Consider the following 15,952-nt stretch of genomic DNA (forward strand, 5'->3'; position numbering starts at 1 on the left):
CGCGCCCTCCGCGAATCAGGCCGGCTGGGTGACCTGGCGGCCGCCGTACTGCCCACAGGTCGGGCAGGCGACGTGCTGGGGCTTCGGCTCGCGGCAAGCGCGGTTCGAGCACTCCACCAGGTGCACGGCGGTCGTCTTCCACTGCGAGCGGCGGGAGCGCGTGTTCGAGCGCGACATCTTCCGCTTGGGCACGGCCACGGCTAGTTCTCCTCAATAGCTACTGAAAATCGAGATCGCACGGCCTCAGCCGTCCGAGTCATCCTTGAACCGCTCAGTCAGCGCGGCCCACCGAGGGTCAATGGTCTCATGCCGGTGATCGGGCTCGAGATCGGCCCACTTCGCACCGCATTCGGGGCACAGACCCCGGCAGTCCTCCCGGCACAGCGGCGCCTGCGGCAACGCGAGCACGATCGTGTCGCGCACCACGGGCTCCAGTTCGACCACGTCGTCGACCAGGCGGCTGACCTCGTCGTCCTCGGTGGTCGCGTCCGTCGTCGAGTCGGGGTAGGCGTACAGCTCGGTCAGCTCGACGGTGATCTCGTCGTCGATCGGGTCCAGGCAGCGGGAGCACTCGCCGGCCAGCGGCGCGGTGACCGTGCCGGAGACCAGCACACCCTCCACGACGGACTCCAGCAACAGGTCGAGCGCCACGTCCGCGCCCTCGGGCACGCCGATCACCTCGGGCTGCCCGAAACCGGCCGGCGCGGGTGCGTTGCGCACCAGCTCGCGGCTGCTCCCGGGGCGGCGGCCGAGGTCACGGGTGTCGATGACCCACGGGCCGACCTTGGCCGGGCTGGCGGTCTTGCGGTGTTCGGACATGGTGAATTCAGTCACGTTCTCGCTGGTGGAAGGTACGCCCGGCACGCGGGCAACCGCACAAGACTACGCGTCCGAGCGCCTGCCCTCAAATCCCTACTGGGCGCTGTAGTCGAACGGCTGGTCCTGCGGCACGCCGTTGGTCACCAGTGGCGACGGCATCGCACCGCGCGGGCCGCGCAGGTGCGTGCGGCCCTTGCCGACCGTGCGCAACGTGTGCGCGAGCAGCTCCTCGAACTCGGCGAGCTTGTTGTCCACGTAGGCATCGCACTCGGCGCGCTGCTGGTCGGCCTCGGCGGCGGTGGCGTCGAGCACGCGGGCCGACTCCAGGTGCGCGGCCTGCACGACCTCGGTCTGGTTGACCAGCCGGGCCTGCTCGATCCGGCCTTCCTCGACCGCCCGGTCGTACTCCTCGCGCCCGGCCTGGATCATCCGGTCGGCCTCCGCGCGGGAGCGGCCGACGAGCTCGTCGTACTCGGCCTGCCCTTCGGCGACCACGCGCGACGCGTGCTCCTGCGCCTCGATGACCAGCTTCTCGGCGTGCGCCTGGGCTTCGGCGATCGTCCGCTCGGCCTCGGCGGTGGCCTGCTCGATGGTGTGCTCGGCCTCCGACTTGGCCTTGCTGAGCGTCGCCTCGGCGTCGTGCTCGGCCTTGCCGATCAGCTCGTCCTTCTTGTCGAGCACGTCCTGGGCGTCGTCGAGGTCGCCGGGCAAGGCGTCGCGGATCTCGTCGAGCAGCTCGAGCACGTCGCCGCGTGGCACGACGCAGCCGGACGTCATCGGCACGCCCCGGGCTTCCTCCAGGATCGTGACGAGCTCGTCCAATGCCTCGAACACGCGATACAAGGTGCTGCTCCTCCCCGGGATTTCTTGCGGTCAAGTGTCCCGCAGCACGGCGGATATCCCCGGATATGCGAACCGGGCGTGTCCCCCGAAGGAGGCACGCCCGGTGCACGGAGGTGTCAGGGAGTACCGGCGGCGACGTCGATCAGCGAGAACGACGCGTAGTGGTCGTCGGTGTAGAAGTACTCGCCGCCGCTGCCGGAGATGATCCGGCGGGCTCCCCGGTCGGGTGAGCCAGGCGTCTCGACCGTGAACTCGTGGTAGTAGCCGGAGGCGCAGTCGGGCAGCAGCCCTTCGCGGTTGCCGAAGACGGTGCCGTCCTCGGGGTACGGGTAGGGCCCGTCCGACTGGATCAGGTCGTAGGTGTCCGTCGCCTCCGGCGGCAGGCTGGACAGCGCCACCACGGGGAAGCCCGAGGTGTCACCACAGCTGGCCCCGACGGCGGCGGGCCGCGCGCCCGGGTCCGCGCCCGCGGACGTGGCGGTGATCCCCACCAGTCCGACGAGCGCGACGACCAGGGCGAGCAGCGCCTTCACAGCACGTGATGTGAGGTTGCTCATTCACCCAACGTAACTCCGTTGGGTGACCTCCTGGCTACCCGCCGGAGGGAGGGAGTTACCGGGACTCGGCGATCCGGCGCCTGAGCGCCTCGTCCACCACGGGCGGCAGCAGGTGCGCGACCGAGCCGCCGTGGGTGGCGACCTCCTTGACCAGCGAGCTGGACAGGAAGCTGTTGCCCGCCTTGGTCGGCATGAACAACGTCTCCACCCCGGAGAGCTCGTTGTTCATCTGCGCCATCTGCAGCTCGTAGTCGAAGTCGCTGACCGCGCGCAGGCCCTTCACGATCACCTTGATGTCGTGCTTCTGGCAGTACTGGACGAGCAGCCCGTACCAGGAGTCGACCTTGACGTTCGGGAGGTGGCCGACCGACGTGCGCAGCAGGTCCATCCGTTCGTCCACGGCGAACAGACCACGCTTGCTCTTGTTGATCATGACCGCGACCACGACCTCGTCGAACACCCCGGCGGCGCGCTCGATGATGTCGAGGTGCCCGTTGGTCGGCGGGTCGTACGACCCTGGACAGACCGCGCGCCTCATGAATCTTGACGCTATCAGCCAGGCAGCGGCCCGCCACAGGACTCGGTGGGCGCTGTCACTCCCCGGCCACGACATTCGCCCAGTGCACCTCGGTGTCGCCGTACCGGCGGCTGCGCAAGGGTTCGAAGCCGTCCGGCCAGTCCGGTGCCGTGCCCTTCGCGCGCTCGACGATCACCAGCGAGCCGTCGGCGACCCACCCGTGCTCGGCCAGTGAGGTGAGCACAGTGGTCAGCTCGGCCTGCTCGACGGCGTACGGCGGGTCGGCCAGGACGAGGTCGTACGCCTCGGCACAGCCGCGGGCCAGGACGGTGCCCACGGCACCGGGCACGGCTTCGGCGCCTGGCAGCCCGACCGAGCCGATGTTGCGGCGCAGCACGGCCAGCGCGTTGCGGTCGCGCTCCACCATGGACACCGCGGCCGCGCCGCGGGAGAGCGCCTCGAGCCCCAGCGCGCCCGAACCCGCGTAGAGGTCGAGCACCCGCGCCCCGTCGAGGTCGACGGCCGCCTCGATCGCGCTGAACAACGCCTCACGCACGCGTTCCGACGTGGGCCGGGTGCCCCTGGGCGGCACCGTGAGCCTGCGCCCACCCGCCACCCCGGCCACGATCCTGGTCACCCGCCAATGCTGCCACCGCGCCCCACCCCACCCGCGCCCTCCCACCCAAGCGTGTCCCCCACTCCAAGCGGGCGTGTCCCCCGTTCCGGCCAGGTGTGTCCCCCGGTCCAGCCGGGCGTGTCCCCCGTTCCGGCCGGGTGTGTCCCCGGTTCAGGCCGGGTGTGTCCCCGGGTCAGGCGAATCAGCGGCCGGCGAGGGCTCCCCCGTTGACGTGCAGAACCTGCGCGGTCACGTGCCGGGCGCCGGGCGAGGCCAGGTGGGCGACCATCTCGGCGATGTCGTCGGGCACACCGGGCCGCCCGACCAGCGTCTGGCCGACCAGCCGCTCCCGGCGCTGCTCGGTGAGCGCGTCGCCGAAGAACTCCGTGTCCGCCACGAAACCCGGCGCGACGACGTTGGCCGTGCCGCCGAGCTTGCCCACGTCCTGGGCCAGGTCGAGATTCCACGGCACCAGGGCGCCCTTGGCGGCCCCGTAGTCGCCACCACCCCGGGTGCCCGCGATCGAACCGATCGTGATCACTCGCACGCCGTGGGCGAACCGCGGCGTCAGCGCCTCGGTCACCAGCACGGCGGTGAGCACGTTGGCCTCGAAGTTGGCGAGCCACTGCGCCTTGATCCCCGCCAGGTCGTCCCCGGCGCCGGCCCGGACGTTGCCGCCCGCGTTGTTGACGAGCACGTCCACCGTCTCGGGCAGGTCCGCGAGCGCTCCCCGCACCTGATCGGGCTCGGCCGCGTCGAAGGCCACCCACTGAACGCCCAGGTCGTCGGCGGTTTCCTTGAGCACCTCCGCGCGCCGTCCGGTGATGGTCACCGCGAAGCCGTCGCGCGCGAGCCGGCCCGCGACCGCCCGCCCGATTCCTGTGCCACCACCCGTCACCACAGCTGTCTGCGTCATGACCCCCACACTCCCAGGCCGGACAACCGGCTTTCGCGGTAGGTTGGACTACTGGCGGCGGCACGCCGAACTCACTGGTGCCGCACCCACGGGGGGCTTTGTACGCGTAACGTTCGAGGTTCCCCAGTTGTGTCTGAAGCGGGAGCCGTGCGTGACGCAGTACTCGGGCAGGGATGCCGAGATCGCCCTCGAGCAGAAGCATGTCGACGTCGTGTACGCGCGGGTCGAGCAGATGCGTGCCGAGGCGGCCGCGATGCGCGACCGGGGTGACGAACTGGCCCACGGCGCTCGCAACGAGGCCGTCTTCGAGCAGGCGTCGATGCTGTTCGAACGCGATGTGATGGTCCGCCACGCCAACCAGATCCTGCGGGTGCTCGACGCCGAGCACGAGGGCCTGGTGTTCGGCCGGCTGGACTCCGTCGACGGGGAGACCATGCACGTCGGACGCCTCGGCGTGCGCGACGAGCACTTCGACAACCTGGTCACCGACTGGCGCGCCCCCGCGGCCGCGCCGTTCTACCAGGCCACCGCCGAGCAGCCCATGGACGTGGTGCGCCGTCGGGTGATCCGCTCGTCCGGCCAGTCCGTTGTGGACATCGACGACGACCTGCTGATGCCCGGTCAGGAGCCGCCGGGGATGACCGTGGTCGGCGACGGTGCGCTGATGGCCGCGCTGAACCGCTCCCGCGGCGACACGATGCGCGACATCGTCGCGACCATCCAGAAGGAGCAGGACGTCGCGATCCGCGCGCCGTGGCGCGGGGTCACCGAGATCACCGGCGGGCCCGGCACCGGCAAGACCGCCGTGGCCCTGCACCGCGTGGCGTACCTGCTGTACTCCGAGCGCAAGCGGATGGGCGGCGCCGGCGTGCTGGTCATCGGCCCGTCGACCGCGTTCACCAGCTACATCTCCCGCGTGCTCCCCTCGATGGGCGAGGACACCGTCGAGCTGCGGTCGCTGGCCGACGTGCCCGACGGCATCGAGGCGACGCTGCCCGACCTGGCCCGCGCGGCCGCGCTCAAGGGCTCGCTGCGGATGCGGCGGCTGCTCAAGCGGGCCATCCGCGCGGCGCCGATCGACGCGCCGAAGCAGCTGCGGATCACTTACCGCGGCGAGGTGCTCACGCTGGACGCCCGCGAGCTGGCGGCGATCCGCCGTGCCGTCCACGCGACGGGGCGCCCGCCCAACCGGTCGCGTGTGGACGCCGCGCTGGCCGTGCTGGAAGCGTTGTGGCGCAAGGCCGACGGGTACGCCGTCGAGGGCGGCACCGCGCGCCCCGACCGCGACTCGATGATCACCGAGCTGGGCGACCGGATCGAGTTCCACCGCTGGCTGGTCACGTGGTGGCTGGTGCGCACGCCCGAGCAGGTGCTGCGGGACATGGGTGATCGCGCGGCGCTGACCGAGATCGTCGGCCGGACCATGCCCAAGGCCGACGTGGACGTGCTGGCCGATTCGTGGGCCCGTGACGGGTTCTCGGTCGCCGACGTCGCGTTGCTCGACGAGCTGCGGATCCTGCTGGGCGAGCCGCCCAAGCGGCGCAGGCGCCGGGCTGATGCCGTGGACGCCGTGATCGCCAACGCGGAGCTGCGCACCTGGGCCGAGCGGCAGGAGCGCCCCGCGCGCCACCGCCCGGACAACTACGACGAGTACTCGCACGTGGTGGTCGACGAGGCGCAGGACCTCTCGCCCATGCAGTGGCGCATGGTCGGCCGGCGTGGCCGCTACGCGAGCTGGACTGTGGTCGGCGACCCGGTGCAGAGCTCGTGGCCGGACCCGGCCGAGGCCGAGGCGGCCCGGCAGGCGGCGTTCGGTCCGAACGCGACTTACCGGCGGTTCACGTTGCGCACCAACTACCGCAACTCGTCGGAGATCTTCGCGCTGGCGGCCAAGGTCGTGCGGAACGTGGCGACGCCCGACCAGCTGCCCGACGCCGTGCGGGAAAGCGGCATCGAGCCGTCTGTGCGAGTGGTGGCGGCGGAGTCGCTGCGGTCCACTGTGGTCGCGGCGACGGTCGAGATGCTGTCCGAGGTGGACGGCACGGTGGGCGTGATCGGGGCCACGGCGCGGACTCCCGAGTTGATCTCGTGGCTGGCCGAGGCCGACCACGACCGGCTGCGCGTCGTGGACGGCCTGACCGCGAAGGGCCTGGAATACGACGGCGTCGTGCTGGTGGAGCCGGACGAACTCGTCACCGAGTCGAGCACCGGGCCGCGCACCCTCTACGTCGCGCTGACCCGTGCCACCGCCCGGTTGACGGTGCTGACCACGAACCCGGCCTGGCCAGACTAAACAACGTCGCGGACGACTAATCGCCAGTCCCACCGTGGTTCGCGTCGGCAGCTTGCTGGGTCGCCGCCGGATGCCGCAGAGCTGGCGGCAGTGCTCCTGCACGCCGGGGCGACCGACGCATTCTTACCGACTGAGTCCAGTGTTCGGACAATGCGATTCCGGCCGCCGCCGTGCGCGTGCGCACCTGACTCGCCGCCCGCCCCGGACATATCGCCACGACTCCGCTCACCCTGGCGGTGTCGGCTGAGATCACCCCAAGAACGCAACGCCAGTTGAAGCCCGCTCCTTTCTTGCGGAGGCTGTGCGTTTAGCTCGCGGCCGCTAGCCCCCACTTCGGCAAGTCGAACAAGGCGATTAATCGACGCCGCAGCCATGATCGTGTCCGCTTTTAGTCAACTTCCAAGGTTCACCCGATGAGGTGACAAGAAGTGGACAAAATCGCTGCAAAGAACCTGTAACCGTCGGTCGCGCCTTGCTGCCGGACAACCAATCCCCCATCCTGTTCTGTTGCGTGAATCGGCGAAGGGGATCTGCAGCCATGCTCAAATCCGGGGATCAGGAAGCCCTGCGCAAGTCCGTAAGCCTGATGGACTACCTGGCAGAAGTCACCGACTCGGCGGAACGGGACCCCGTCCGCGATGTGCTATCCGATGAAGCAGGAGTACCTGAACAGGTTCTGTGGCTCGACGACCTGCCTGATGGCGTCCGGTATACCCCGACCGCCGGCGACGATGTCCTTCTGCGGGTGAGCCCACCGCGGACCGAGCCCGAACCCAAGCCGCCCGCACAGATCGCCGGCTGGATAGACCTCGGCGGGGTGCGCGGATTCCAGGGGCGTGAACCGCGGCTTGCCGAGCGCGGTCCGTCCGATGCCGAGGTCGATGAGCAGACCGCACCGCCGAACAGCGTGGTCCGGGCCTTCACCCTGTGGCTGTCCGCCTGGCGGACATGGGCTGACAAGCGACGACGCACCGAGGGCCGCCGACAACTGTACGAGCAGTTGGAGCGAGCCGCGAAGATCATGGAACAGCAGGACGACGTCTACGAGTTCGTCCTGGGGTCTGGCCTCGTCTGCTGGGCGAGTCCGGATGGCGAACGGATCCGCCGGCACATCGTCACCGAGGCCGTTGCTCCGAAGCTCGATCGAAGGACTGCCGAGGTGACCGTCACCCTCGGCAGCGGCAAGCGGCGCATGGAAGACAAAGAGTTGTTCGGCGGACAAGACGCGTACTTGCCGGAACGCGGTCGTACGGCCCGCGAGGCCATCGTTGAGAGCGACGTCGGGATCCTCGACCAGCAGTTCCTCGAACTCGTCAAAGAATGGCTCAGCGTCAGTCTTGACGTGCCGTTCGCCGTCGGTGATCGGCGAGCTCAGGAACTGCCGGATGAGCCGACGGTGTCGAGATCCCCTGCGTTGCTGCTCAGACCGCGGAGCCGGGTCCTGCTGGCCGAGGCGTACCGGCGGATCGCCGAAGCATTGCGTCAGCCCGACGCCCAGGTCCCGGTCGCACTCACCCAGCTGGTGATGGACACGGAACGAGAACAACGCACGCGTTGGTTGCAGGCGCAAGGCGCGTCGTCCGGTGACGTCCTCGGCGGTGACCCATTGTTCCCGCTGCCCACCAATGACGAACAGTTGCGCGTGATCGACCTGCTGCGCACGGAGACCGGCATCGTCGTGCAAGGACCGCCCGGCACCGGAAAGACCCACACCATCGCGAACCTGGTCTCGGCACTGCTGGCGCGCGGGCAGCGTGTGCTGGTCACGAGTCAGAAAGACCAGGCGTTGAGAGTCCTCCGCGAGAAGATCCCTCCGGAGTTGCGCCGGCTTTGCGTGCTGCTTGCCGGTGGGACCAAGGATGCGGCGAAGGAACTGGAACAGGGACTCGAGGCCCTGTCCGAGGCCCAAGCCTCGGCGGAGACAGCGCGGCTCCCAGACAAGATCGCCGAACTTCGTGACGAACGGAAGTTCCTCCGTTCCCGAAGTGCCGAACTCAACAACCGGATCCGCGAGCTCCGCGACGTGGAGAACGTCGAGCACGGTCCGATCGCGCCGGGATTCAGCACGGACCTCTACCGGGGGACGCTCACCGACATCGTCCGGGACGTGAAGGCCAACGCTGCCGCATACGATTGGATGCCCGCCGTCGACCCGGCGCAGCCCGACACCCCTCCTTTCAGCGTCGCGGAATTCGCTGAGTTGATCCGGCTCTTGCGAGACGACAGCCCCGGCCGTCGCCAGCGGCCGAGCCAGCTGATTCCCAGTCGGCAGGATCTGCCCGGCGTACCTCAGCTGGCGAGCATCGTGCACGCCGAGCGGCAAGCTCGCGACACAGCACACGAGGACACCAGTGAACTGACCCAGCGGCTCGCCGCGATGGGCCAGGAGCGTCTCGACCAGCTGTCAGGCTTGCGAGATCAGCTCACCGCCACGGTCCAATGGCTCGGGATCGGCACCGTTCCGAACGTTGGGTCGCAGCCCGAGTGGATCTTCCGCGCGGTGGCCGACCGGCTCGCCGACCGCAACGGCGGCGTCTGGGGCCAGTTGTTGGGCGTCGCCGCGGACGCAGGCAGGCTCCAGCAGCAGTTGCAGGCCCAAGGAGTGCGGTTCGCGGTCGACCTCCCACCCCTCGACCAGATGGGGATCGGCACGGCTCGCCGACTGCTCAACACTGGCCGGAAATTGCGTGAGCACCTGCTTCAGGGCAAGAAGCTGCGCAAGGTGCTGCCTAAGTCCGCCGCACAGAAGGATGCCGCCGAGTTCCTCGAAGTCGTCCGGGTCGACGGTGAGCCACCGACCGAGGTCGCCAAGCTCGAGGCGGCCCTCGAACGCCTCGAGGCCGAAGTCGCCGCAGCGCAGCTGGTCGGCAAGTGGGCCGACGCACGGGTCGACATCCCGACGGTCCGTCTGGCCCAGACCTTGTCCGACCTCGACGACAACGGGAGACGGCTCGCGGCGATCGATCAACTGGGAACGATCAAGGCTGACGTCGTTGCGCTGCTCGCGAGCTGCGGTCTGATGATCGATCTTTCATCGCTGGCCAGCCTGCAAGGACTGCTCGACGCCGTCCCTCCCGCACTCAAGTACGTTGCCTTGGAACAGGCTCGCAACCAGGTCGAACTGCTACGGGACAAGGTAGGCGGGTGGGCGGGCGACGCCAGTGCCTGCCCAGAGCTCGCCATCCTGGTCACGGCCATCGCCGACCGGGATCTCGACAACTACGGTCGCGGTCTCGAGGCCCTTGACGCCGCCGGCCGCGAACGCGCGAACGAGAACAGACGAGCACAGCTCATTCGTGTCCTGCGCAGCGTGCACCCCAGGCTGGCCGACCTCATGGCGGAATCGGCCCACGACCCCGTATGGGATCACCGGACCGAGGATGTTCCTGCGGCATGGGCTTGGTCAAAGGCCCATCAGTTCGTCCAGCGATCACGCAACGCCGAGCAGGAACGCAAGCTGAGCGCCGACTTCGACAGCGTCGAGGACCAGATCAAACGAGTCACCGAACGGCTTGCCGCGACCGAAGCACTCCACGCGTGCATGGCACGCATGAGCGATACCCACGCCCGGGCGCTTCGGACCTATCGGGAGCACATGAGTCACGTAGGAGCAGGCAGCGGCATGAAGACCCGGGAGTTCCGGAAAGCTGCGCGTGCCGCGATGGAGAAGGCGAAGGACGCCGTACCAGCCTGGGTCGTCCCTCTGCCGAACCTTCTGGACAACATCGCGGCCAACCGTGACTCGTTCGACGTCGTCATCGTCGACGAGGCAAGCCAAGTCGGCCTGGAGCACTTGTTCCTGCTGTGGATGGCGCCGCGCGTGATCGTCGTGGGCGACGACAAGCAGTGCACCCCGGGTGGCAACCGGATGGGTCCGCTCAACGATCTGTTCGAGCACATGGGCGAGTATCTGCGGGAGATCGAACCGGAGATCCGGCTCAACTTCACCTCCAAGTCGAACCTGTACGGCTTGCTCTCCGCTCGCTCGGGCAAGGACGCGGTCGTCCGGCTACGGGAACACTTCCGGTGCATGCCCGAGATCATCAACTGGTCGTCCACCCAGTTCTACGGTGAACACGACCGACCTGGTCTCGTGCCGTTGCGCGAACGCACGGCAGCGGACCTCGAACCGCTCAAAGTCGTCCAAATCATCGACGCCTACACCGAGGGCAAGAACCAGAACAGACGCAACCCGATCGAAGCCAAGCGCATAGTCGCCCAGCTCGTGGAGTGCCTGAACGACCCGGCCTACAAAGGCAAGACCTTCGGCATCGTGGTGCTCATGAGCAGCACGAGCCACGTCAAACTGCTGGATCACGAGATCATTGCGGCGACCACACCGGAACAACGGGAGGACCACAAGATCCGCGTGGGCACGGCGCCCAACTTCCAAGGCGACGAGCGCGACGTGATCTTCCTGTCGACCGTCGTTACGGAGGCGCCCCGAGCCCAAAGCAGCCTCGTGCACCAGCAGTCCTACAACGTGGCGGCGAGCAGGGCCAAGGACCAGATGTGGCTCTTCACCTCCGTGCCGCAAGCCGAGCTGAAAGCCGCTGATCTGCGGACCTCCCTGCTGAACTACATGCTGGCACCGCCGTCGGTCTTCGGTGCATCGCCCGGCCTCGAGGACGTCAGCGCGACGAAACCCTGCGACCCTTTCGAATCACTGTTCGAGCAGCGCATCTTCCGCGAGCTCAAACAACGCGGCTACTACACGGTCCCCCAGTACAAGGTGGGCACCCGCACGCTGGACATCGTCGTCGTGGGCGACGGCGGCCGGCTCGCCGTGGAGTGCGACGGGCACTTCTGGCACACCAGCGCCCGCCAGCAGATCTCGGACGCTCGCCGTGACCGCGAGCTACAACGCATGGGCTGGGAAGTCATGCGCATACGCGAAAGCGAGTACGAATTCGATCCGGAGCGGGAGCTTGCTCCACTGTGGACACGACTGACCGCGCGAGGCATCCAGCCACGTGACCCCGTCGACGACGCGCGAACCGACTGGCAGCCGATCCAGCTCGCCGAAGATGACGGCGACCTGGAAGCCGACATCGAGCTCTCAGGAGTGACCTCGTGACCAGCAGCGATGACATCCGCGTCGAACTCGATGACAACGTGCTCGACCGGCTCGCGGGCATCATCTGCGGCGACGACAGCTCGCCGCAGTACCGCAGTGGTTACCAGTTGGTCCGGTTCTTCGAAGCCGCAGGCTGGCGACGTGTCGGGGAGGTCGACGGTTCCCGGTTCAGGTGGGTGCAGGACCTTCTCCGCGCTCGACGCAAAGACCCGAACGCCCTTCGGGCGGTTCTGCTCCGCCTGGCCGATCCGCGGGAGTACCTGGACGACGACGAAACGCGTGTTGTCGTGGTGCAAGAACTGAACGAATTGCTTGCCATCGAGGGATACCAGGTCGTCTACACGGACGGCCGCCCATGCCTGACAACCCAGTCGCCGACCCTGAAACGCCCGGCGATGCAGGCACCGGTCCAGCTCACGGCGAACCTCACCGACATCGTCAGCGACAACGCATTCGGCCGTCAGCTGCAAGCACGACTGAACGAAGCCCATGTCTGCTGGAAATCCGGCGCCTGCATCGCCGCGATCATCATGCTGGGCAGCGTTCTGGAAGGCGTCCTCTACGACGTCATGCTGAACCGGCCACTCGATGGCAAGAAGCCGACGGACCACCTTCAAACGCTCATCGAGCTGGCCGGTGAACACGGGTGGATTGCCAAGGACGTCACCGACTACGCACACGTTCTGCGTGACCACCGCAACCTGGTGCACCCCAAAAAGCAATGGACGCAAGGATATTCGCCCGAGGACGACACCGTCCGGATCGCGTGGAACGTCGTCGTGGCGGCGCTCAACGACCTGGCCGCACTGAAGAAGACGGCTGACCCGCTGCCGACCTGACACTCGATGCCGCGCCCCGCTGCTGCACAGGCATCAGCGGGGCGCGGCACCAGTGGTTCACTCAGGACAGTTCGACCAGGAGGTCGCCGCCCTCCACTTGTTGGACGGCGCCGATGGCCAACCGCTTGATCTTGCCCGATTTCGGGGCGGTGATCGACGCTTCCATCTTCATGGCCTCGATCGTCGCCACCGTGTCGCCTTCGGCCACCTCGTCGCCTTCGGTCACGGCGAGGGTCACGGCGCCGGCGAAGGGGGCGGCGATGTGGTTGGGGTTGGTGCGGTCGGCGCGTTCGGTGGCGGGCAGGTCGCTTGCCACCGAACGGTCCCGGACCTGCACGGGACGCAGCTGTCCGTTCAGGGTCGCCAGCACCGTGCGGAAGCCGCGGTCGTCCGGTTCGCTGATCGCTTCCACTTCCAGGAGCAACCGCACGCCGCGGTCGAGGTCGACCGAGTACTCCTTGTTCGGCTCCAGGCCGTAGAAGAAGTCCTTGCTGGCCAGCACGGAAGTGTCGCCGTACTGCTCGCGGTGGGCGAGGAACTCCTTCGTCGGCCCGGCGAAGAGCAGGCGGTTGAGCGTCGCGCGAGGGTTCTCGGCCAGACCCTGACGGTCTTCGTCGGTGAGCTCCGCGACCGCGCGGGGCGCGGCCCGGCCCTGCAACGCCTTGGTGCGCAACGGTTCCGGCCAGCCGCCGGGCGGGTCGCCCAGCTCGCCGTGCAGGAAGCCGATCACCGAGTCCGGGATGTCGAAGCGGCGCGGGTCCTGTTCGAACTCTTTCGGGTCCACGCCGGCGCCGACCAGGTGCAGGGCGAGGTCACCGACCACCTTGGACGACGGGGTCACCTTCACCAACCGGCCGAGCATGCGGTCGGCGGCGGCGTACATCGCCTCGATCTCCTCGAAGCGGTCGCCGAGCCCGAGCGCAACCGCTTGCGTGCGCAGGTTCGACAGCTGCCCACCGGGGATCTCGTGGTGGTACACGCGACCGGTCGGCGCCGGCAGGCCCGCCTCGAACGGCTTGTACACCTTGCGCACGATCTCCCAGTACGGCTCCAGGTCGGACACCGCCTGCAACGAGAGGCCGGTCTCCCGCTCGCTGTGGTCGGTCGCCGCCACGATGGCCGAGAGCGACGGCTGCGAGGTCGTGCCCGACATCGACGCGACCGCGCCGTCCACCGCGTCCACACCGGACTGGATGGCGGCCAGGTAGGTCGCCAGCTGCCCGCCCGCGGTGTCGTGGGTGTGCAGGTGCACCGGCAGGTCGAACTCCTTGCGCAACGCCGACACCAGCCGCGCGGCCGCGGGCGGGCGCAACAGTCCGGCCATGTCCTTGACCGCGAGGACGTGCGCGCCCGCGCCGACGATCTGCTCGGCGAGCTTGAGGTAGTAGTCCAGTGTGTACAGCCGTTCGTCCGGATCGGACAGATCGGCGGTGTAGCAGAGCGCGACCTCGGCCACGGCGCTGCCGGTCTCGCGCACCGCCTCGATGGCCGGGCGCATCTGCTCGACGTCGTTGAGCGCGTCGAAGATCCGGAAGATGTCGATGCCGGTCTTCGTCGCCTCGTGCACGAACGCCGTGGTCACCTCCGTCGGGTACGGCGTGTACCCGACGGTGTTGCGGCCACGCAACAACATCTGCAGGCAGATGTTCGGCACGGCGGCGCGCAATGCGGCCAGGCGCTCCCACGGGTCCTCGGCCAGGAACCGCAGCGCCACGTCGTAGGTCGCGCCACCCCAGCACTCCAGCGACAGCAGCTGCGAGGTCGAGCGAGCGACGTGCGGCGCCACGGCCAGCAGGTCCTTGGTCCGCACGCGGGTCGCCAGCAGCGACTGGTGCGCGTCGCGGAAGGTCGTGTCGGTGACGCCCACGGTCGGCGATTCCCGCATCCAGCGGGCGAAACCCTCCGGCCCCAGCTCCTCGAGACGCTGCTTCGAGCCGGCCGGCGGGTCGGCGCTCAGGTCCACCGCGGGCAGCTTGTCCCGCGCGTCGATCACCTTCGGCCGGCTGCCGTGCGGGCGGTTCACCGTGACGTCGGCGAGGTAGGTCAGCAGCTTCGTGCCGCGGTCGGCGGAGTGGCGCGCGGTGAGCAGTTCCGGGCGCTGCTCGATGAACGACGTGGTGATCCGGCCGGCCTGGAAGTCGGCGTCGTCCAGCACGGCCTGCAGGAACGGGATGTTCGTTGCCACGCCACGGATCCGGAATTCGGCGACCGCGCGCCGGGCCCGGGTGACCGCGGTGCGGAAGTCGCGCCCGCGACAGGTGAGCTTCACCAGCATCGAGTCGAAGTGCGCGCTGACCTCGGCGCCGGTCGAGGTGCCGCCGTCGAGGCGGATGCCGCCACCACCGGGCGAGCGGTAGGCGCTGATGATCCCGGTGTCCGGGCGGAAGCCGTTGGCCGGGTCCTCGGTGGTGATCCGGCACTGCAACGCGGCGCCGCGCAAGTACACGTTGTCCTGGCTCAGGCCCAGGTCGGCCAGCGTCTCACCGGACGCGATGCGCATCTGCGACTGCACGAGGTCGACGTCGGTGACCTCCTCGGTGACCGTGTGCTCGACCTGGATGCGGGGGTTCATCTCGATGAAGACGTGGTGCCCGCGCGTGTCGAGCAGGAACTCGACGGTGCCCGCGTTGCGGTAGCCGATGTGCCGGGCGAACGCGACGGCGTCGGCGCAGATCCGCTCGCGCAGGGCCGGGTCGAGGTTCGGCGCGGGTGCGATCTCGATGACCTTCTGGTGGCGGCGCTGCAGCGAGCAGTCGCGCTCGAACAGGTGGATCACGTTGCCCTCGCCGTCGGCGAGGATCTGCACCTCGATGTGCCGCGGGTCGACCACGGCCTGCTCCAGGAACACCGTCGAGTCGCCGAAGGCGGACTCGGCCTCGCGCATGGCCGCCTCGAGCGACTCACGCAGCGCCTTGCGCTCCTGGACCCGCCGCATGCCGCGCCCGCCGCCACCGGCGACGGCCTTGACGAACACCGGGAAGCCGATTTCCTCGGCCGCGACCAGCAGTTCCTCGACGTCCGCGGAGGGTGCCGAGGACTTCAGCACCGGCAGCCCGGCCTCGCGAGCCGCGGCGACCGCGCGGGCCTTGTTGCCGGTCAGCTCCAGCACCGACTCGCCGGGCCCGATGAACGTGATGCCCGCCTCGGCGCACGCGTGCGCGAGCGACGGGTTCTCCGACAGGAAGCCGTAGCCCGGGTACACCGCGTCGGCCCCCGCCTTGCGGGCCGCCTTGATGATCTCCTCGACCGAGAGGTAGGCGCGGACGGGGTGCCCGGGCTCGCCGATCTCGTAGGCCTCGTCGGCCTTGAGCCGGTGCGGGGAGTTGCGGTCCTCGTGCGGGAACACCGCCACCGTGCCGGCGCCGAGCTCGTAGCCGGCACGGAAGGCGCGGATGGCGATTTCCCCGCGGTTGGCGACAAGCACCTTGCGGAACATGGCCGGAGAACCTCCTGGATCGGGGGCGGTCGCAGCACG

General features: G+C 68.9%; 11 protein-coding genes. 3 read left to right on the plus strand and 8 right to left on the minus strand.

Features of this window, described 5'->3' with window-relative positions; translation table 11 throughout:
* Positions 1-15: 15 nt before the first annotated feature.
* The 7 genes from rpmF to EV186_RS18905 form a co-directional block, all read right to left on the minus strand.
* Positions 16-198, minus strand: coding sequence for a 50S ribosomal protein L32 (gene rpmF, locus EV186_RS18875; protein ID WP_133850643.1), 183 nt, complete (start codon positions 196-198; stop codon positions 16-18).
* A 45-nt stretch (positions 199-243) separates the two neighbouring features.
* The gene (locus EV186_RS18880) at positions 244-819 is read right to left on the minus strand and encodes a YceD family protein (RefSeq protein WP_133851343.1); all 576 of its coding nucleotides are present in this window, start codon (positions 817-819) and stop codon (positions 244-246) included.
* Positions 820-912: 93 nt separating this feature from the next.
* Positions 913-1,662 (minus strand): flotillin family protein, encoded by a 750-nt coding sequence (locus EV186_RS18885; RefSeq protein WP_133850644.1) that lies wholly within the window; start codon positions 1,660-1,662, stop codon positions 913-915.
* Positions 1,663-1,778: 116 nt separating this feature from the next.
* Positions 1,779-2,219 (minus strand): guanyl-specific ribonuclease, encoded by a 441-nt coding sequence (locus EV186_RS18890; protein ID WP_133850645.1) that lies wholly within the window; start codon positions 2,217-2,219, stop codon positions 1,779-1,781.
* A 55-nt stretch (positions 2,220-2,274) separates the two neighbouring features.
* The gene (gene coaD / locus EV186_RS18895) at positions 2,275-2,757 is read right to left on the minus strand and encodes a pantetheine-phosphate adenylyltransferase (protein ID WP_133850646.1); all 483 of its coding nucleotides are present in this window, start codon (positions 2,755-2,757) and stop codon (positions 2,275-2,277) included.
* 55 nt (positions 2,758-2,812) lie between these two features.
* Positions 2,813-3,373 (minus strand): 16S rRNA (guanine(966)-N(2))-methyltransferase RsmD, encoded by a 561-nt coding sequence (rsmD, locus tag EV186_RS18900; RefSeq protein WP_133850647.1) that lies wholly within the window; start codon positions 3,371-3,373, stop codon positions 2,813-2,815.
* Positions 3,374-3,554: 181 nt separating this feature from the next.
* Complete coding sequence (locus tag EV186_RS18905; protein ID WP_133850648.1) at positions 3,555-4,268, minus strand: SDR family NAD(P)-dependent oxidoreductase; 714 nt, start codon at positions 4,266-4,268, stop codon at positions 3,555-3,557.
* A gap of 151 nt (positions 4,269-4,419) precedes the next feature.
* Between EV186_RS18905 and EV186_RS18910 the strand changes: the two genes are divergently transcribed.
* The 3 genes from EV186_RS18910 (at position 4,420) to EV186_RS18920 (ending at position 12,477) form a co-directional block, all read left to right on the plus strand.
* Positions 4,420-6,561, plus strand: a complete 2,142-nt coding sequence (locus EV186_RS18910; RefSeq protein WP_133850649.1) for a HelD family protein — start codon at positions 4,420-4,422, stop codon at positions 6,559-6,561.
* Positions 6,562-7,099: 538 nt separating this feature from the next.
* Entirely contained in the window at positions 7,100-11,638 is a 4,539-nt protein-coding gene (locus tag EV186_RS40500) for an AAA domain-containing protein (RefSeq protein ID WP_133850650.1), read from the plus strand.
* Positions 11,635-12,477, plus strand: a complete 843-nt coding sequence (locus EV186_RS18920) for a hypothetical protein (protein WP_133850651.1) — start codon at positions 11,635-11,637, stop codon at positions 12,475-12,477. The genes EV186_RS40500 and EV186_RS18920 overlap by 4 nt, the downstream gene beginning before the upstream one ends.
* Positions 12,478-12,538: 61 nt before the next feature.
* Here EV186_RS18920 and EV186_RS18925 read toward each other — a convergent pair whose 3' ends face one another.
* On the minus strand, positions 12,539-15,913 hold the full coding sequence (locus tag EV186_RS18925; RefSeq protein WP_133850652.1) for a pyruvate carboxylase: 3,375 nt from the start codon (positions 15,911-15,913) through the stop codon (positions 12,539-12,541).
* Between the last annotated feature and the right edge of the window lie 39 nt (positions 15,914-15,952).

It is taken from the genome of Labedaea rhizosphaerae, assembly GCF_004362825.1.
GTDB lineage: Bacteria > Actinomycetota > Actinomycetes > Mycobacteriales > Pseudonocardiaceae > Labedaea > Labedaea rhizosphaerae.